20 protein-coding genes and 2 pseudogenes are annotated in these 16,586 nt (G+C 65.1%); 13 read left to right on the top strand and 9 right to left on the bottom strand.

Annotated elements, in window-relative coordinates; all coding sequences use genetic code 11:
- Positions 1–57: 57 nt before the first annotated feature.
- Together CK486_RS17170 and CK486_RS17165 are read right to left on the bottom strand one after the other, a co-directional pair.
- A complete protein-coding gene (locus tag CK486_RS17170; RefSeq protein WP_095941522.1) occupies positions 58–327 on the bottom strand; it encodes a YdcH family protein in 270 nt (89 codons plus the stop codon).
- A 76-nt stretch (positions 328–403) separates the two neighbouring features.
- Positions 404–664, bottom strand: coding sequence for a YdcH family protein (locus tag CK486_RS17165; protein WP_095941521.1), 261 nt, complete (start codon positions 662–664; stop codon positions 404–406).
- A gap of 103 nt (positions 665–767) precedes the next feature.
- Between CK486_RS17165 and CK486_RS17160 the strand changes: the two genes are divergently transcribed.
- The 3 genes from CK486_RS17160 to CK486_RS17150 all read left to right on the top strand — a co-directional run bounded on the left by CK486_RS17160 (position 768) and on the right by CK486_RS17150 (position 3,268).
- Positions 768–1,511, top strand: a complete 744-nt coding sequence (locus CK486_RS17160) for an EAL domain-containing protein (protein WP_218192112.1) — start codon at positions 768–770, stop codon at positions 1,509–1,511.
- A gap of 55 nt (positions 1,512–1,566) precedes the next feature.
- Complete coding sequence (gene mscL / locus CK486_RS17155) at positions 1,567–1,977, top strand: large-conductance mechanosensitive channel protein MscL (RefSeq protein ID WP_095941520.1); 411 nt, start codon at positions 1,567–1,569, stop codon at positions 1,975–1,977.
- Between the two features lie 166 nt (positions 1,978–2,143).
- Positions 2,144–3,268: a class I SAM-dependent methyltransferase gene (locus CK486_RS17150; protein WP_095941519.1), complete on the top strand. Its 1,125-nt coding sequence runs from the start codon at positions 2,144–2,146 to the stop codon at positions 3,266–3,268.
- 4 nt (positions 3,269–3,272) lie between these two features.
- Here CK486_RS17150 and CK486_RS17145 read toward each other — a convergent pair whose 3' ends face one another.
- The gene (locus CK486_RS17145; RefSeq protein WP_095941518.1) at positions 3,273–3,614 is read right to left on the bottom strand and encodes a DUF3703 domain-containing protein; all 342 of its coding nucleotides are present in this window, start codon (positions 3,612–3,614) and stop codon (positions 3,273–3,275) included.
- Positions 3,604–4,233 carry a cation transporter gene (locus CK486_RS17140; RefSeq protein ID WP_095941517.1) on the bottom strand — a complete coding sequence of 210 codons (630 nt, stop codon included), beginning with the start codon at positions 4,231–4,233 and terminating at the stop codon, positions 3,604–3,606. Before CK486_RS17140 ends, CK486_RS17145 begins: the two co-directional genes overlap by 11 nt.
- A gap of 61 nt (positions 4,234–4,294) precedes the next feature.
- Here CK486_RS17140 and CK486_RS17135 point away from each other — a divergent pair, with 61 nt between their 5' ends.
- Entirely contained in the window at positions 4,295–4,705 is a 411-nt protein-coding gene (locus CK486_RS17135; RefSeq protein ID WP_095941516.1) for a MerR family DNA-binding protein, read from the top strand.
- A gap of 5 nt (positions 4,706–4,710) precedes the next feature.
- Here the strand turns inward: CK486_RS17135 and CK486_RS17130 are convergent, their stop codons facing one another.
- The 4 genes and pseudogenes from CK486_RS17130 to CK486_RS18570 all read right to left on the bottom strand — a co-directional run.
- Positions 4,711–5,154, bottom strand: coding sequence for a hypothetical protein (locus CK486_RS17130; protein ID WP_095941515.1), 444 nt, complete (start codon positions 5,152–5,154; stop codon positions 4,711–4,713).
- Complete coding sequence (locus CK486_RS17125; protein WP_095941514.1) at positions 5,151–5,708, bottom strand: DJ-1 family glyoxalase III; 558 nt, start codon at positions 5,706–5,708, stop codon at positions 5,151–5,153. Before CK486_RS17125 ends, CK486_RS17130 begins: the two co-directional genes overlap by 4 nt.
- 26 nt (positions 5,709–5,734) lie before the next feature.
- Positions 5,735–6,484 carry a methyl-accepting chemotaxis protein gene (locus CK486_RS18575; protein ID WP_371915512.1) on the bottom strand — a complete coding sequence of 250 codons (750 nt, stop codon included), beginning with the start codon at positions 6,482–6,484 and terminating at the stop codon, positions 5,735–5,737.
- A gap of 105 nt (positions 6,485–6,589) precedes the next feature.
- Positions 6,590–6,733 (bottom strand): annotated as a pseudogene (locus CK486_RS18570) (HAMP domain-containing protein); the annotation flags it as partial.
- 879 nt (positions 6,734–7,612) lie between these two features.
- Between CK486_RS18570 and CK486_RS17115 the strand changes: the two are divergent.
- Positions 7,613–8,908 (top strand): NCS2 family permease, encoded by a 1,296-nt coding sequence (locus CK486_RS17115; protein WP_095941512.1) that lies wholly within the window; start codon positions 7,613–7,615, stop codon positions 8,906–8,908.
- Entirely contained in the window at positions 8,905–9,990 is a 1,086-nt protein-coding gene (gene trmA, locus CK486_RS17110; protein WP_095941511.1) for a tRNA (uridine(54)-C5)-methyltransferase TrmA, read from the top strand. The genes CK486_RS17115 and trmA overlap by 4 nt, the downstream gene beginning before the upstream one ends.
- Positions 9,991–10,039: 49 nt before the next feature.
- On the opposite strand, the gene CK486_RS17105 is transcribed toward trmA, so the two are convergent.
- Positions 10,040–11,047: an AraC family transcriptional regulator gene (locus tag CK486_RS17105; protein ID WP_095941510.1), complete on the bottom strand. Its 1,008-nt coding sequence runs from the start codon at positions 11,045–11,047 to the stop codon at positions 10,040–10,042.
- A gap of 183 nt (positions 11,048–11,230) precedes the next feature.
- Here CK486_RS17105 and CK486_RS17100 point away from each other — a divergent pair, with 183 nt between their 5' ends.
- The 7 genes and pseudogenes from CK486_RS17100 to CK486_RS17070 all read left to right on the top strand — a co-directional run.
- Positions 11,231–12,085 carry a MaoC/PaaZ C-terminal domain-containing protein gene (locus CK486_RS17100; RefSeq protein ID WP_095941509.1) on the top strand — a complete coding sequence of 285 codons (855 nt, stop codon included), beginning with the start codon at positions 11,231–11,233 and terminating at the stop codon, positions 12,083–12,085.
- Between the two features lie 37 nt (positions 12,086–12,122).
- Positions 12,123–12,443, top strand: coding sequence for a MazG-like family protein (locus CK486_RS17095; RefSeq protein ID WP_095941508.1), 321 nt, complete (start codon positions 12,123–12,125; stop codon positions 12,441–12,443).
- Complete coding sequence (locus CK486_RS17090) at positions 12,440–13,189, top strand: methyltransferase domain-containing protein (protein WP_095941507.1); 750 nt, start codon at positions 12,440–12,442, stop codon at positions 13,187–13,189. Before CK486_RS17095 ends, CK486_RS17090 begins: the two co-directional genes overlap by 4 nt.
- A gap of 15 nt (positions 13,190–13,204) precedes the next feature.
- Positions 13,205–13,807, top strand: a complete 603-nt coding sequence (locus tag CK486_RS17085) for a DUF4136 domain-containing protein (protein ID WP_095941506.1) — start codon at positions 13,205–13,207, stop codon at positions 13,805–13,807.
- 10 nt (positions 13,808–13,817) lie between these two features.
- Positions 13,818–14,372, top strand: coding sequence for a DUF4136 domain-containing protein (locus tag CK486_RS17080; protein WP_095941505.1), 555 nt, complete (start codon positions 13,818–13,820; stop codon positions 14,370–14,372).
- A 41-nt stretch (positions 14,373–14,413) separates the two neighbouring features.
- Positions 14,414–14,890 (top strand): GNAT family N-acetyltransferase, encoded by a 477-nt coding sequence (locus tag CK486_RS17075; RefSeq protein ID WP_095941504.1) that lies wholly within the window; start codon positions 14,414–14,416, stop codon positions 14,888–14,890.
- Between the two features lie 114 nt (positions 14,891–15,004).
- A pseudogene (locus CK486_RS17070) lies at positions 15,005–16,586 on the top strand (FAD-dependent oxidoreductase); the annotation flags it as partial.

The following is a 16,586-nucleotide window of genomic DNA, read 5'->3' as shown; positions in this document are numbered from 1 at the left end:
CAATAAAAAAACCCGATCAGGCAGACCTGATCGGGTTTCTTAAACGACTCGGGCTAATCAGCCGCCGCAGGCACCGCAGCACTCGCCCTGGGATTTCTTCAGCATGCGCGCCAGATCGTCCTTCAGCGCTACTCGCTGCTGCTTGAGGCCGGTGAGGCTCACGTCATCCAGCAGCTCAACGCCGTCTTCAACGCGGCAGATGCGCTTGTCGAGCTCTTCGTACTCACCCGCCAGACGGGCAAAGTGATTGTCTTTCTGACGCAGCTCGTGAAGAGCATCGCGCAGTTCGGGAAAGTCTTGAATCAGCGGGTGGTGATCTACATGCATCGGGGGCAACTCCGTGGTTGGCTGTTGAGTTCAGACTAACCAGCCACCTCCGAGTCGCCGTTGACCCTGATCAACATCAGTGCAGGTCTGTACTGGCTTTGGCTTGGCGCAACCGCTCGACAATCTCATCCTTGAGCCCAACACGCTGCAGTTTGAGACCCAGCAACAGGCAGTCATCCAGGGCCTGACGGCCTGCTTCAACTGTGAAAATTCGCTCATCCAGGCGGTGGTACTCATCGACCAGATGTTGAAAATGACCGTCGCTTCCCTGCAGGAACTGCAATTGGGCAGCGTACTCGGGGAACTCGCGTTCCAGTGGATGCTTCTGCAATGGCATGACGACTTCGTCCTCACCGGTGACAGAACCAAGCCTAGCAGGCCCTTGCCTGAACGCCTCTGGCTTGTGCTTAACTGAGTGCTGTCATCACACGAGCTCCATCATGTCGAACAGTCGCTGTAGTGCCTGCCGCGACGGCCAGGCCCTGAACTTCCCCATCAGCATGGCTTTCCAGCCGATCTGCGACCTGCAAAACCGCAAGGTTTACGCGCATGAGGCCCTGGTACGCGGTTCACAGGGCGAGCCGGCTGGCTCCCTGTTGCAGCAGGTAGATGCCGATAACCTCTACGCCTTCGACCAGGCCTGCCGGGTCAAGGCCGTCGAATGGGGAGCGCGCCTCAACCTGCCCGGGCTGTTATCGATCAACTTCATGCCCAACGCCGTCTACCAGCCGGAAACCTGTATCCGCGCCACCCTGGAGGCTGCTGCACGTTTTGGCTTCCCGCTGGAGCGCATCATCTTCGAGGTGACCGAGCAGGAGCAGGTGCTGGATATCGAGCATCTGCTGCGGATTCTGTACGCCTACCGCAAGCAGGGCTTCAAGACGGCGATCGATGACTTCGGCTCCGGCTATGCGGGCCTCAACCTGCTGGCAGACTTTCAGCCTGATCTGCTCAAGCTGGACATGGAACTGATTCGCGGCATCGATCAGGACGGCGTGCGTCAGGTACTGGTCGACGGCACGCTGCAGATGTGTCGCCGCTTGGGCGTTGAAGTGATCGCCGAGGGCGTGGAAACCCGCGAAGAACTGGCCGTGCTGAAGGGCATGGGTATTCAGCTGTTCCAGGGCTATCTGCTGGCCCGACCAGGCTTCGAGTCACTACCTGAGGTCAACCTCGCCCTCTGAACTGGGACTGCATTACACTGGCGCGCAACTCCACCAGGAATGGACACACAAGAGCATGAGCATCCTCAGCGAATTCAAAGCCTTTGCAGTCAAGGGCAACGTTGTCGACATGGCCGTGGGCATCATCATCGGTGCCGCGTTCGGCAAGATCGTCACCTCCTTCGTCGGCGATGTGATCATGCCGCCGGTAGGGCTGCTGATCGGCGGGGTCGACTTCACCGACCTGGCCATCACCCTCAAGGCCGCCGAAGGCACCGCCCCGGCGGTCATGCTGAGCTACGGCAAGTTCATCCAGACCGTCCTCGACTTCGTCATCGTCGCCTTCGCCATCTTCATGGGCGTCAAGGCCATCAACCGCCTCAAGCGCGAAGAGGCCGCAGCCCCGGAAGTGCCGCCGGCACCGACCAAGGATCAGGAGCTGCTCAGCGAAATCCGCGATCTGCTCAAGGCCCAGCAAAAGCCCTGAACCAGACAGTGGGACAGACGGCGCCTGCGGGCGCCGTTTTCATTTCGTCCAGCCACGCGCCCGCTGACTGGCGGATGAAGTTGTCGGCGCTGGCCGTCATACTGACGCCCAATTGATAGACCCCGTATCCGTCGCGCCGCGCGCCCGACCACGACCAGCAGCCTGTATGCCCTTATTCAGCACGCCCTTCGCCCAACTCGATCTGATCCGCCAGCCGGACCAGACCAACGACCCGTTGCAGGCCTTCGATGCCGCCGACGAGTACCTGCTCAACCACCTGCACGAACAGGGGCTGATTCGCGACGCGCGGGTACTGGTGCTCAACGATGGCTTCGGCGCCCTGAGCTGTGCGCTGGCGCCTCATTGCCAGGTGACCAGCAGCGGCGACTCCTTCCTCGGCGCTCTGGCCCTGCAGAAGAATCTGGCGCGCAATGACTTACCCGCCGACAGCGTGACCTTCGTGCCGGCCAGCGCGACAGCCGAAGGCCCGTTCGACTGGGTGCTGATCCGTGTGCCCAAGACCCTGGCCCTGCTGGAAGAACAACTGATTCGCCTGCACGGCCAGCTGGCGCCCGGCGCCCGGGTGGTCGCCGCTGGCATGATCAAGCACCTGCCCCGCGCCGCCGGTGAACTGCTGGAGCAGTACATCGGCCCGCTGCAGGCTTCGCTGGCGGTGAAGAAGGCGCGCCTGCTGTTAGCCACGCCCGAGCCGCGGCCAGTGCCGGTATCGCCCTACCCGACCCGCTACCGCCTGGAAAAACCTGCGCTGGAACTGGTCAACCACGCCAACGTGTTCTGCCGCGAAGGCCTGGATATCGGCACCCGTGCCTTCCTCCCGCACCTGCCTAAGGCCCTTGGCGTACTGCGCGTGGCCGACCTCGGCTGCGGCAACGGCGTACTCGGCATTGCCTATGCGCTGAGCAATCCGCAGGCGCAGCTGACGCTGGTGGACGAGTCGTTCATGGCCGTGCAGTCGGCCCGGGAAAACTGGCTGGCCGCACTCGGCGAGCGCAGTGTCAGCATCCGTGCCGGCGACGGCCTGGCCGAACAGGCCGCCGACTCGCTCGACCTGGTGCTGTGCAATCCGCCGTTCCACCAGCAGCAGGTGGTTGGCGACTTTCTCGCCTGGCGCATGTTCCAGCAGGCCCGTGCCGCACTGGTCACCGGTGGCGAACTGTGGATCGTCGGCAATCGCCATCTGGGCTACCACGCCAAGCTCAAGCGTCTGTTCCGTGGTGTCGAGCAGGTGGCGGCGACGCCCAAGTTCGTCATCCTGCGGGCCAGCAAGTAAATCGCTAGCGCTCGCCCAGCAGGCGCCTGAGTTCCTCGCTCACAGGCATCGGCTGGAAAGCGCTGACCCGTGCCCGCCCACTGTTGCCCAGCGGCACCCAGATACGCGAAAAGAGCAGCGCGGCGAAAATACGCGGGAGCTGTCCGGCCACCTCGCGCCAGTCACGCGCCTGCCAGCCGGCCCGCAGCATCAGCCAGTGCGACCAGGCGTGGCGCAGCGGCATGCGCTGGCTGAGGATATGGGCGCGTTCCAGCCAGGCGTAGGCTGCAACTGGATCATGGCCGGCCAGCGCCTTGCGGCCTTCGGCGAAAGCCTGATCCAACGCCTGTTGCAGTTCAGTGCGCATGGTCATGTCCAGCGTTGAGCTCGCCCTCGGCATGCCGCAGCACCACGCCCGCCGAATGCACGGCCAGCCCCGCCATGATCACGGCCACCAGCAGATCCGGCCAGGCGCTGCCGGTGCCGAACACCCCCAGCGCTGCCCCCAAAACGGCCAGGTTGCCAAGGGCATCGTTGCGCGAGCACAACCAGACACTGCGCATGTTGCTGTCGCCCTCGCGGTAGGCATAGAGCATTACCGCGACACCCACATTGGCCAGCAGCGCCAGCGTACCCACCACGCCCATGGTCGGCGCACTGGGCACATCACCCTGCCAGGCCTGCCACAGCGCCGCGACCAGCACGCCAAGGCCGAACACCAGCATGCTGAAGGCCTTGAACTGGGCCGCGCGGGCACGCCAAGTCAGCGCCATGCCCAGCACCCAGAGGCTGATCGCGTAGTTGGCGCTGTCACCGAGAAAATCCAGCGAGTCAGCCAGCAGCGACACCGAGCCGGCCTTGAGACCGGCGCCGATTTCAATCAGAAACATGGCCAGATTGACCAGCAGCGCCACCCACAGAATGCGCCGGTAACGACCATCGTCATGACGGGGGCCTGTATCGTGACTGCAGCAGTGAGCACCCATTTGGCATCTCCTTGTTTGACATGCAGACTAGGCTAAACCCTGTAGCCACTACGGAGTCAACATGAGCAAACCGCTCACCATCGGCGCACTGGCCCGCGACAGCGGCGTCAATCTGGAAACCATCCGTTTCTATGAGCGCAGCGGCCTGCTGCCAGAACCGCAGCGCAGCCCCTCCGGCTATCGCCACTATCAGGAACAGGACGTACGACGCCTGCGCTTTATCCGCCGCGGCCGCGAACTGGGCTTCAGCCTGGAGGAGATTCGCAGCCTGCTGGACCTTGCCGCTCACCCCGAGCGCCCCTGCGCCAGCGCCGACCAGATGGTACGTGAGCATCTGGACAGCATTGCCACGCGCATCCGCGACCTGCAGAACATGCAGGCCGAACTCGGCAAGCTGGCCGGCTGCCAGAGTGGTCATGCCGAGCACTGCCGCCTGCTGGAAGCGCTCGATGACCGCCACTGCTGCGATTGAGCGGTTCAGCGACTCCAGTCGTCGACCAGAGCATTGGCCTCGGCCAGCGAGTCAAAGCCCGTCAGAGCGACCCGGCCATCACTGATCGGCTCGCGGATGATCGGCGCCATGCGCAGTTCCCCGTCGATCAGAATCGCCAGGGGCTGGCCGATCTGACTGGCCGTGATACTGGCCAGCAGCGCCTGGGCCGAGGGCGACAGACTGAGCAACACCACCGCCTGCCCATCACCGCCCACCAGCACCTCGGCCTGCTCGATATCGTTCTGGCTGAGCACTGGCTGCTCGGCGACCCACAGCGGCACGCCACTGTGCCGGTCGGTCATCTGCCGCAGGCCCTCGCCAGCCTGTGTTTGTGCGTGATGCATGCCCAGGCTATGCCGGACAGGTTCGCTGTCCGTGCTGCAACCGGCCAGCAGCACCAGCGCCAGCGCGCCCCAGGCCAGCCTCATGGACGCACCAGCATGGCGTCGGCGACCTGCTTGCGCACGGCCTTGCCACGCAGTTGCTCGACAAGGGTCAGGGCAAACTCCAGCGCACTGGCCGGGCCCTGGGCGGTGATGCAGTTCCCGTCGACCACCACCGGCTGATCGACGAAGGTGCAGCCCGAGAGACGGTCGCTGAAACTCGGGTAGCAGGTCATGCGCCGCTGCTTGAGCACACCATAAGCCTGCAGGGCCAGCGCGGGCGCCGCGCAGATGGCGGCAAACAGCTTGCCGGCCTTGGCCTGACGAACCAGCAGCTCACCCAGCGGCGCATGCTCGGCCAGCGCCTGGGCACCGGGCATGCCGCCCGGCAAAGCAATCAGGTCGAAGTCCTGAGCCAGCACGTCCATGAGCATGGCATCGGCGGTCAGACGCGAACCGCGGGCGCAGGTAATCATGCGCCGGCTCTCGATACTGGCCACCACCACCTCGACCTCGGCGCGGCGCAGCACGTCGATCAGGGTCACGCTTTCAATATCTTCCACGCCGTCGGCGACGGCGATCAGGGCACGCTTGCTCATGGCAACTCCGCTGGGCAGAAAGCGGCTCAGTACTTGAACTGGCCGACAATACCTTCCAGGCGGTGGGCGTTTTCGCCGGCATGGCGTCCGCGCTGCAAGGTGGTTTCGGCCAACTCTACCGTGCGCCCGGCCTCCTCGCTAAGGCTACTGATGCGCCGGTTGATTTCCTCACTGACCAGCGACTGTTCGCGGGCGGCCTCGGCGATCTGCAAACTGCGCTCAGACACAGCAGCGACCCGAGCACTGATACTGCGCAGAGCCTGCCCAGCGCCCTCGGCCTGGGCAACGCCATGCTCGGCATGCAGGCGACTTTCTTCCATCACGGCCACTGCCGTGCGCGAAGACTTCTGCAGGCGCTCGATCATGCTGTTGATTTCTTCGGTGGACGCCTGAGTACGACTGGCCAGGGTCCGCACTTCATCTGCGACCACGGCAAAACCTCTCCCCTGCTCGCCGGCACGCGCCGCCTCGATGGCGGCGTTGAGAGCCAGAAGATTGGTCTGTTCGGCGATGGTACGGATCACTTCGAGCACACCACCAATCTCCCGCGAGTGCCCTTCCAGCTCACCGATCACCTGCGCGGCCTTACCTACTTCCGACGCCAGTACCCGGATGTCACTGATGGTGGCATCGACCACCTGAATCGCGCTGTGCGCCTCCCGGTTGGCATCAGCGGTCTGCGCAGAGCTGTCATGAGCATGCTCGGCAACCCCCTGCACGGTCATGGCCATCTCGTTGACCGCCGTGGCTACCTGCTCGACCTCGACCCGCAGCACTTCGGCGCTCTGTTCAGCGGCCTGGGCATCACTCACCAGCTGCGTGGAGGAGTGATCAAGGGTATGCGCCACCTCGGCCACCGTGGCGATCTGCTGGCGCAGGCCGGCCACAAAGCCATTGAAGGCCCCCACCACTGCACCAATTTCATCATCGGCATCCTGACGAATGACGCGGCTTAAATCTCCACTGCCGTCAGTCAGGCGCTCAAGCGAACGACTAAGGCGGCGAATCGGCGGCAATACGCGCATGTGGATCAACCAGGTGCTGCCAATGATTACCAGCACAACCAGCAGCCAGGCCGCCAGCGAGCTGTAATGCAATTCTTCACGCAACGCTTCTCCATGAGTCAGCGCGTCGGCGTAATCCTCGCTCAGCGGCTTTTGCAGCTCGGCAAAGCGCGCAATCACCTCGGCAGATCGAGCATCAAAGTCACTCATGACCTGATCGCCCGCTGCCTTACCAGCGGAGCTGTAAGCCTCGAACATGCGCTTGCCAACTGCATCCAGCTCATCCATCGGGGCGCGCAGTTTCTGCAGCTGCGGGGCATAAGCCGGCGCCAGGCGGGCTAGCTGCTCCAACAGGCTCAATGCCTCGCGATAGTTGGCAGCGGCTTCTTCGGCCGGCTCACGCTCCTGGGTCAGGCTGGCATCGGTGTAAAACTGTTGCACCTGAGCCAGGTGATAGCGCAGCTCCTGGGTCTGCTCCCGCGCCTCGCTGAGCTGCACCGCGCGATGGTCAACCTCATCCAGCGCTGCAATTTCCGTCGAGACCCAAACCGACAGGCCCACGGCCAGCGCCACTACCAGCAGGGCACTGCCCCACATCACCCGCACAATACTGAAGTTCATGAGTTCCCCTTGAAACTAAGCGCAGTGATGGCCTTAACGGCCGGAGGCAAAAAAGCTGAAGCGGCAATTATGCATCGCTGACGCCAACCACCCCGCCAGAGCCCCAACCATCACTGTAGCTGTGCTGTCGGCCAAGTCAGATTTTCGCCCCAACAGTGAACTGCTATGATTCGCGCCTTTTTGCGCAGGGACTTGCGCCGTTTTTCGGCATTACGGCACATGCTGTGCTTGTCTGATGCCTATCGTTCACTGGCGCTGCCACGTATTAGGGGAATCCCCATGCTGGAAAAGCTGTTCCAACTCAAGGCGCATAACACCACGGTGCGCACCGAAATCCTGGCCGGTCTGACCACCTTCCTGACCATGGCTTACATCCTCTTCGTCAACCCGGCCATCCTCGGCGAGACCGGCATGGACAAGGGGGCCGTGTTCGTCGCCACCTGTCTGGCCGCCGCCATCGGCTCGGCGGTGATGGGCCTGATCGCCAACTACCCCATCGCCCTCGCCCCCGGCATGGGCCTGAACGCCTTCTTCACCTACACCGTGGTTCTGCACATGGGCCACAGCTGGCAGGTCGCCCTCGGCGCGGTGTTCATTTCCGCCACCCTGTTCTTCGCCCTGTCGGTGCTGCGCATCCGCGAGTGGATCGTCAACAGCATTCCGCTGCCGCTGCGCTCGGCCATCACCGCCGGCATCGGCCTGTTCCTCGCCCTGATCGCCCTCAAGGAAGCCGGTCTGGTGGTGGATAACCCGGCCACCCTGGTCGGCCTCGGCGACCTCACCGCACCCGGCCCGCTGCTGGCCATGCTCGGTTTCTTCATCATCGTCGCCCTGGAAGCACGCCGCGTGACCGGCGCGGTGATGATCGGCATTCTCGCCGTCACCGCCATCGCCATCGCCCTGGGCGTGAGCCAGTTCGGCGGCATCGTCTCCATGCCGCCCGCAATCGCCCCGACCTTCCTTCAGCTGGATATCGCCGGCGCACTGGAAGTCGGCATGATCAGCGTGATCTTCGCCTTCCTCTTCGTCGACCTGTTCGATAACACCGGCACCCTCATCGCCGTGGCCAAGCGCGCCGGTCTGATGCGCGCCGACGGTCATCTGCCGAAGATGGGCCGCGCGCTGATCGCCGACAGCACCGCGGCCATGGGCGGCTCGCTGCTCGGCACCAGCACCACCACCAGCTACATCGAGTCGGCCTCTGGCGTTGCCGCCGGAGGACGCACCGGCCTGACCGCCTGCGTGGTCGCCGGTCTTTTCCTGCTCAGCCTGTTCTTCGCTCCGCTGGCCGGCACCGTACCGGCCTTCGCCACCGCACCGGCGCTGCTGTTCGTCGCGGTACTTATGACCTCGGGGCTGGCCGAAATCGACTGGGACGACATCACTGTCGCCGCACCGGTGGTGATCACTGCGCTGGCCATGCCGCTGACTTTCTCGATCGCCAACGGCATTGCCTTCGGCTTCATCAGCTGGGTGCTGATCAAGGCCCTGGCCGGGCGTTTCAAGGACCTCAATCCGGCGCTGATCGTGCTTGCCAGCCTGTTCATCATCAAATTCGGTTTCTTCCCGGCATGACTCAGCTCCACGACCCGGCGGCCTATGCCGCGCAACTGAACGACAAGGTTGCGCGCCTGCGCGAGCTGCTCGCCCCCTTTGCTGCGCCCGAGCCGGAAGTGTTCGACTCGCCGATAGAGCACTACCGCCTGCGCGCCGAGTTCCGCCTGTGGCGCGAAGCAGGTGAACGCCACTACGCCATGTTCGCCGCCGGGGACAAGTTCACGCCGATCCTGATCGAGCAGTTCCCCATCGCTAGCGCCGCCATCAATGCCCTGATGCCGCCGCTCAAGGCGGCCTGGCAGGCCAGCGAAGTGCTCTCGCACAAGCTGTTCCAGGTCGAATTCCTCACCACCCTGGCCGGCGATTCCCTGATCACCCTGTGCTACCACCGCCAGCTGGATGCCGCTTGGCAGGCCGAGGCCGAACAGCTGGCACAGCAACTGGGTGTGAGCCTGATCGGCCGGGCCCGTGGCCAGCGCCTGGTGATCGGAAAGGATTATGTGGAAGAACAGCTGACGGTGGCCGGGCGCACCTTCCACTATCGGCAGCCGGAAGGCGCCTTCACCCAGCCCAATGGCGTGGTTTGCCAGAAGATGCTGCAGTGGGCCTATGACGTGCTCGGCGAGCAGCAGAACGACCTGCTGGAGCTGTACTGTGGCAACGGCAACTTCACCCTGCCGCTGTCCACCCGCGTCAGAAAAGTGCTGGCCACCGAGATCAGCAAAAGCTCGGTGAATGCGGCGCTGGCCAACCTGGCAGACAACGGCATCGACAACATCGAACTGGTACGTCTGTCCGCCGAGGAGCTGACCCAGGCCCTCAACGAGGTGCGCCCGTTCCGTCGCCTGGCCGGCATCGATCTGAAGTCCTATGAGTTCGGCACCGTATTCGTCGACCCGCCCCGCGCAGGGATGGACCCGGACACCTGCGAGCTGACCCGCCGCTTCGAGCGCATCCTGTACATCTCCTGCAACCCGGAGACCCTGGCGGCGAACATCGCCCAGCTGCACGACACCCATGAAGTGGTGCGCTGCGCCCTGTTCGACCAGTTTCCCTGGACACACCATATGGAATCCGGGGTGCTGCTGCAGCGGCGCTGAAGCCCTAACAAAAAGCCCGGCAATTGCCGTGCTTTTTGTTAACGGTGATTCACTCGGTCGGACTCCCCGGCCGGCCGCGTTTGCGGAACTCCACAGGGGTCTCGCCGACCCAGCGCTTGAACGCCCGGTAGAAGGTACTTGGTTCGGAGAAGCCGGTACGCTCGACGATCACCTCGATGCGTTCGTCAGTCTTGAGCAGCAGCTCCTTGGCCAGCCGGCAGCGGTAATCGGTGACCAGATCGTTGAAGCGCACGCCGGCCACCGCCAACCGCTCGCGCAGCCGCCGTGCCGGCATGTTCAGGCGCGCCGCCACCTGTTCCAGCGTGGCGCCGCCATCGACCAGCAGTTCGCCGATCAACTCACGCACCTTGCGCACCAGGTCGAGTCGTTCGACTTCGGCCAGCTGGCGCCGCGCCAGCGACTCGTGCATGCGCAGCAGCTCGGGCGCGGCATGGCGCGACGGTTTGTCGAGCACAGCGGCGTCGAACACCAGCGCATTGCGTTCGGCACCCATGCGCACTGGGCAGCGGTAGACCGCCTCGTAACGTGACAGCGGCGCTCCCTCGCTGTGGATCATCCACACTTCGCGCGGTCTGAAATCGCCCTCGGTCAGGGCATCGAACATGCGGATCACCGCGCCGGCGAGCATCTCCGAGAAATGCCGCGGCGTGCCGCTGGACAGGCCGAGGTAGAGGTAGGCCAGGCCATCCTTCACTTCCAGCTTGGCGTTCAGCGTATCGGAGAGCAGGCGCACGTAGCGCAGCGAATGACGCAAACCTTCGCCAAAGGTGTCGCTGGAGAGAAACAGGTATTCCAGCAGCAGACCATGGAAGGCCGGCAGGTGCTGGGCCAGATAGAGGCCGACATCGGCGTCGCCGCACTCTTCGGCGGCGGCCTTCCAGAACAGGGCCTGGGCCGCATGGGGAATGCGCCCGGTGGGCAGGCGGTCCGAACTCAGACCAACACGGGCCAGCACACGTTCCACATCGGCGCCGCTGGCGCGCAGGGCATCGATCACCGGGCGCATCAGCGCCACGTCATCGGTCAGATCATGCATGGATTGGCATTCTTGTTATGAGGTCAGGCGCGCCCATCTTAGGCAGCTTTGCGCGTCTAGCTCAAGGCATGCAGATGGCAAACCGGCCAATTGACCGGGGTGCCGCCGCCACCCGCGCAGACGGCCAATGCGGGCCACCGGCGGCGAACTAAGCTTGCCCTCTCATTCCAGCGGAGATTCGCCATGGCCATCGACTGGCTCGACCTGCCCACCTCACCCGCCCTGCCCGGTCTGTTCGCCCGCGCGGCCCTGCGCCGTGGCATCAAGGGCAAGCAACTGCCCGCCATCGGCGTGCGCACCGAAGTGAGCGTCGACCCCGAGCACCTGGCGCGCTATCGCAGCATCTGTGGTTTTGCCGATGACGGCCTGCTGCCGCCGACCTATCCGCACATCCTCGCCTTTGGCCTGCAGATGAAGCTGCTGACCGACCCGCGCTTTCCCTTTCCGCTGCTGGGACTGGTGCACCTGCAGAACCGCATTCGCGTGCTGCGCCCCCTAGGCGGACTGGGACCGTTTCGTCTCAGCGTGCACTTGGAAAACCTGCAGCCCCACGACAAGGGTGCCACCTTCAGCCTGATCACCCGCCTGGAAGATCAACTCGGCCTGCTCTGGGAAGGCGACAGCCGCATGCTCTGCCGCGCCCTGCGCCTGCCGGGCCAGAAGCCCGAGCATGAGACTCAGGCGGAGCTGCCGCTGAGCGAGATCGCACGCTGGAAAGCCCCGCAGGATATTGGCCGGCGTTACGCCAAGGTGGCCGGCGACTACAACCCGATCCACATGTTTGGCGTGACCGCCAAGCTGTTCGGCTTCCCCACGGCCATCGCCCACGGTCTGTGGAACAAGGCCCGCGCCCTGGCCGTGCTAGGCAGCCATCTGCCCAGTGCCGGCTACGAGGTGGAAGTACGTTTCCAGAAGCCGGTGCTGCTGCCCGGCGATGTGACGCTGGTGGCCAGCGCCGCCGGCAGCGAGGGTGTGCTAAGTCTGCGCGGCAAGAACGATGTACCGCACATGACCGGCAGCTGGCACAAAGCAGCCTGAACCGTGAAACAATGCGTCACTCTGCCCGGAGTGACGCATGAACCTCGACGAACTCACCGCCCGCCTGCACGCCATCCGCGACCATAACGACTGGCGCCGCTTCCACAGCCCGAAGAACCTGGCCATGGCCGCCAGCGTCGAAATGGCCGAGCTGGTGGAAATTTTCCAGTGGCTCAGCGAAGACGAATCCCGCCGCCTCGAGCCCGCGCAACTGGAACACGCCGGTCAGGAAATCGGCGATGTGGTGCTTTACCTCCTGCTGCTGTGCAGCGAGCTGGGCCTGAATCTGGAACAGGTGGTGCGCGCCAAGCTGGCCGACAGCGAGCGCCGCTTCATCGCCCCGGAGGCCCCGGCATGAGCGATCGCCACTTCGACGAGCTGGCCACCCGCTTCGCCGAAAAAATCTACGGCGGCGCCAAGGGCGCCATCCGTCTGGCCGTACTCCAGGCCGACCTCAAGGAAGCGCTGCCGGAACGCCCGCTGCGGGTCCTCGACATTGGCGGCGGCCTCGGCCATATGAGCCTGTGGCTGGCCGAGCATGGCCACCAGGTCACCTTCAGCGAACCAGCCGCGCCGATGCTTGAAGGCGCCCGTGCGCGCTTTGCCGAAGCGGGGCAACAGGCCAGCTTTATCCAGGCACCCTGGCAGGACCTGCTAGGCCAGCTCGACGACCCCTTCGATCTGGTGCTCTGTCATGCCGTGCTGGAGTGGCTGGCAGAGCCGCATGCCATCCTGCCGGTGCTGCACCAGCTCACCGCGCCCGGCGGCTGGCTGTCGCTGGCCTTCTACAACAAGGACGCGCTGATCTACCGCAACCTGCTCAAGGGCCACTTCCGCAAGCTGCGCAAGGAACGTTTCGCCGGCGAGGGCCAGAGCCTGACTCCACAACGCCCACTCGATCCGCGCGAACTGGCGTTGCAACTGACGCCGCACTGGACGGTCGAACAGCAGAGCGGTGTGCGTGTGTTTCACGATTACATGCCGCAGGAGTTCCAGGCCAAGGCCGAGCTCACCGACCTGCTGGAGATGGAGCTGGCCTACCGCCGCCACCCTGGTTTCGCCGGACTGGGCCGCTACCTACACTGGATCTGTCGCCCCCTCTAAGTGGAGTTGTACGAGATGCCTGTGCTGCGCCCGCTGTTGCTGATCGCCCTGCTGGGTCTGGCTGCCTGCCAGAGCCCCAATCCCTACCGTGCCGAATCACGGCCGCTGCCGCCGGCTCCGCCCGGCGCGGCACAGACCTTCGACCGCAGCGCCTACCCGGCAACGCCACGGGATTACAGCCGTTACCTCAGCTGGCAGTGGCAGCAGCCTCCTGCCGGCAGCGGCGCCCTGAGCGGCGAACAACTGGCCGAGGTGGTTGCCGGTGCGCTGGAGCAACGCGGCCTGCGCCCTGCCCAGCAGAACCAGCCAGCGGATCTGCGGGTGCATGCCGCGCTGCGCGAGGAGCGCCGCCTGCGTCAGTACGAAGAGCCCAGCTATGGCGGCTACTATGGCAACGGTCCCTGGGGTGACGGCTACGGTGGCTATGGCCGGGTGCCGGTGATCCGCACCCGCGAGGAGGTGGTCAGCGTGGCGTTCATCGAACTGTTCGACGGCCGCAGCGGCGAACGGGTCTGGTCCGGCTCGGCCGAGGCACTGGCCGGGGACGACAATCGCGAGCGCCTGGACGCCCTGCGCAGCGCCGTGCAGCAGGCCCTGAACAATTACCCGCCGCGATAAGGAGCACGCCATGCGAACCCTGTTGATCGCCAGTCTGTTACTCCTGGCGGCTTGCCAGGGCCCGCGCCTGCAGCGGGACTTCGATCCCGCCCGCGACTTCGCCGGCTATCGCAGCTGGGAATGGCAAGAACCGGCCGTGCGCTTCCGCCCGGACGACCCACGCCTGACCAGTGACCTCAACGGCCAGCGCATCGAACAGGCCATCACCGAGCAACTGGAACAGCGCGGCCTGCGCCCGGCGGCCCAGGGCAAGGCTGCCGACCTGCGCGTGCAGGCCTGGCTGATCGTCGACGACCGCCAGCAGCAGATCACCACCAGTTATGGCGGCGCCTGGGGCAGCGGCTGGAACGGTTACTGGGGCGGCCCGGTGATGCAGGAAACGCGCAGCCTCGACTATCAGGTCGGCACCCTGCAGATCGACCTCTACGACGGCCGCGATGGCAAACTGGTCTGGCGCGGCAGCGCCGAACAGATCCTGCGCCACAATCTCGACTCGCCCGAGCAACGCAGCCAGGCGATTCGCCAGACGGTGCAGGCCATTCTCAACCAGTACCCGCCCCGCTAGCAGGCCACTGCTAGAACACGCCACAAGCAAAGGATTGCCCAATGCCGCTGACTCATCGCCCCGCCACTGCCGCCGACCTTGCACAGGTAGTGACCTTCCCGCAGAACCGCGACGAGCTGTTCTTCTGTTTCCCCCGTGCCGTCTGGCCGCTGGACGTCGGCCAACTGGCCGCCGCCATGGCCGAGCGGCGCGACAGCACGGTGGTCGAGCTGGATGCCCAACTGGCCGGCTTTGCCAATTTCTTCCAGTGGCAGTACGGCGAGTTCTGCGCCCTCGGCAACCTGATGGTGGCGCCCTGGGCCCGGGGTCGGGGGGTTGCCCAGTACCTGATCGGGGTGATGGAAGAACAGGCCCGCGCCCACTATCAGGCGCGCCTGATGAAGGTATCGTGCTTCAACGGCAACGCCGCCGGTCTGCTGCTCTACCCGCGTCTGGGCTACCAGCTGGCCGGCGTGGTCGAGCGCGCCACACCCAGCGGCGAGCGCGTGGCACTGATCCAGTTCAGCAAGCCCCTGTAGTAACAGAGCAAGTAACCGGCCGATTGGCTGCAGCGCCCGGATGGCGCGGCGCCGCGGCCGTTAACCTGCACGCGTGAGCAGGCCAAGATGGCGACTCGTATCAGGAGTCGCCCCATGCCCGTGCCCAACCCAAAGTCCCCGTTTCCACACCTGCTTGCCCCGCTCGATCTGGGTTTCACCCAACTGCGCAACCGGGTCGTTATGGGCTCGATGCACACCGGCCTGGAGGACCGCCTGTGGGACTTCGGCAAGCTCGCCGCCTATTACCGCGAACGGGCACGCGGCGGCGTCGGTCTGATCATCACCGGCGGTTTCGCGCCGAACCGCGAGGGCTGGCTGCTGCCCTTTGGCAGCAGTCTGACCAACAGCCTGGAGGTTCCGGCCCACCGGCGCCTGACCCAGGCCGTGCACCGCGAAGGCGGCAAGATTCTGCTGCAGATCCTCCACGCCGGCCGCTACGGCTATCACCCGCTGGTAGTGTCGGCCTCCCCGCTGAAATCCCCGATCAGCTGGTTCGCACCACGCGAGTTGTCCGAGCGCGGCATTCTGCGCACCATCGCCGCCTTCAGCCGTTGCGCCCGCCTGGCCCGCGCCGCCGGCTACGACGGGGTCGAGATCATGGGCAGCGAGGGCTACCTGCTCAACCAGTTCCTCTGCCCGCGCACCAACCAGCGCGATGACCACTGGGGCGGCACACTGGACAACCGCATGCGCCTGCCGCTGGAGATCGTACGGCGCGTGCGCCGGGCGGCCGGTGAGCGTTTCATCATCAGTTTCCGCCTGTCGCTGCTCGATCTGGTGGAGGGCGGCAACACCTTCGACGAGGTACGGCAGATTGCCCTGGCCCTGCAGGACGCCGGCATCACCCTGCTCAACACAGGTATCGGCTGGCACGAATCGCGGGTACCGACCATCGTCACCTCGGTGCCGCGTGGCGCCTTCGCCGAGGTCGGCGCAAGACTCAGACGCGAGTTGCGCATCCCGCTGATTGCCAGCAACCGCATCAACACCCCGGAGCTGGCCGAGCAATTGCTGGCCGACGGCAGCGCCGATCTGGTGTCCATGGCCCGGCCGCTGCTGGCCGACCCGCAGTTCGTCAGCAAGGCCGCCGCCGGGCAGTCGGACGCCATCAACACCTGCATCGCCTGCAACCAGGCCTGCCTCGACCATGCCTTCGTCAACCGCCGCGCCAGCTGCCTGGTCAATCCGCGCGCCTGCTATGAAACCGAACTGCGCTACCGCAAGGTACGCAAGGCCAAGCGCATCGCCGTGATCGGCGCCGGCCCTGCCGGTCTGTCGGCGGCCTGCGTGGCGGCCGAGCGTGGTCATCAGGTCAGTCTGCTCGAGGCTACCGGCGAGATCGGCGGGCAGTTCAACCTGGCCCGGCGCATTCCCGGCAAAGCCGAGTTTGCCGAGACCCTGCGCTACTTCCGTAAGCGCCTGAGCGACCTCCGGGTCGAGGTACAGCTCAACCGGCGCGTGCAGCCCGGTGAGCTGAACGGCCAGTTCGACGAGGTGATCGTGGCCAGCGGCATTCGTCCGCGGGTGCCGGCCATTCCCGGCATCGGCCATCGCAAGGTGCTGACCTATCTCGACGTGCTGGGCGGCGCGCCTGTCGGCGCCGCGTGGCGCTGATCGGCGCCGGCGGCATCGGTTTCGACGTCGCCAGCTACCTGCTGCGCGAGCCGCCCGAGCG

This window comes from Pseudomonas sp. HAR-UPW-AIA-41, from assembly GCF_002304225.1.
Classification (GTDB): Bacteria; Pseudomonadota; Gammaproteobacteria; order Pseudomonadales; family Pseudomonadaceae; genus Aquipseudomonas.
The sequence above is the reverse complement of the archived record's forward strand: the minus strand, read 5'-3'. Positions and strand labels throughout refer to the sequence as shown.

Bases quoted from the DNA above. Each gene is read 5' to 3' on its own strand.
- CK486_RS17130 (WP_095941515.1), bottom strand. From the start codon at position 5,154: ATGAGGCTGGCCTGGGGCGCGCTGGCGCTGGTGCTGCTGGCCGGTTGC.
- CK486_RS17150 (WP_095941519.1), top strand. From the start codon at position 2,144: ATGCCCTTATTCAGCACGCCCTTCGCCCAACTCGATCTGATCCGCCAG.
- CK486_RS17165 (WP_095941521.1), bottom strand. From the start codon at position 664: ATGCCATTGCAGAAGCATCCACTGGAACGCGAGTTCCCCGAGTACGCT.
- CK486_RS17085 (WP_095941506.1), top strand. From the start codon at position 13,205: ATGCCTGTGCTGCGCCCGCTGTTGCTGATCGCCCTGCTGGGTCTGGCT.
- CK486_RS17170 (WP_095941522.1), bottom strand. From the start codon at position 327: ATGCATGTAGATCACCACCCGCTGATTCAAGACTTTCCCGAACTGCGC.
- trmA (WP_095941511.1), top strand. From the start codon at position 8,905: ATGACTCAGCTCCACGACCCGGCGGCCTATGCCGCGCAACTGAACGAC.
- CK486_RS17160 (WP_218192112.1), top strand. From the start codon at position 768: ATGTCGAACAGTCGCTGTAGTGCCTGCCGCGACGGCCAGGCCCTGAAC.
- CK486_RS17090 (WP_095941507.1), top strand. From the start codon at position 12,440: ATGAGCGATCGCCACTTCGACGAGCTGGCCACCCGCTTCGCCGAAAAA.
- CK486_RS17100 (WP_095941509.1), top strand. From the start codon at position 11,231: ATGGCCATCGACTGGCTCGACCTGCCCACCTCACCCGCCCTGCCCGGT.
- CK486_RS17105 (WP_095941510.1), bottom strand. From the start codon at position 11,047: ATGCATGATCTGACCGATGACGTGGCGCTGATGCGCCCGGTGATCGAT.
- CK486_RS17095 (WP_095941508.1), top strand. From the start codon at position 12,123: ATGAACCTCGACGAACTCACCGCCCGCCTGCACGCCATCCGCGACCAT.
- CK486_RS17140 (WP_095941517.1), bottom strand. From the start codon at position 4,233: ATGGGTGCTCACTGCTGCAGTCACGATACAGGCCCCCGTCATGACGAT.
- CK486_RS17135 (WP_095941516.1), top strand. From the start codon at position 4,295: ATGAGCAAACCGCTCACCATCGGCGCACTGGCCCGCGACAGCGGCGTC.
- CK486_RS17115 (WP_095941512.1), top strand. From the start codon at position 7,613: ATGCTGGAAAAGCTGTTCCAACTCAAGGCGCATAACACCACGGTGCGC.
- mscL (WP_095941520.1), top strand. From the start codon at position 1,567: ATGAGCATCCTCAGCGAATTCAAAGCCTTTGCAGTCAAGGGCAACGTT.
- CK486_RS17125 (WP_095941514.1), bottom strand. From the start codon at position 5,708: ATGAGCAAGCGTGCCCTGATCGCCGTCGCCGACGGCGTGGAAGATATT.
- CK486_RS17075 (WP_095941504.1), top strand. From the start codon at position 14,414: ATGCCGCTGACTCATCGCCCCGCCACTGCCGCCGACCTTGCACAGGTA.
- CK486_RS17145 (WP_095941518.1), bottom strand. From the start codon at position 3,614: ATGCGCACTGAACTGCAACAGGCGTTGGATCAGGCTTTCGCCGAAGGC.
- CK486_RS17080 (WP_095941505.1), top strand. From the start codon at position 13,818: ATGCGAACCCTGTTGATCGCCAGTCTGTTACTCCTGGCGGCTTGCCAG.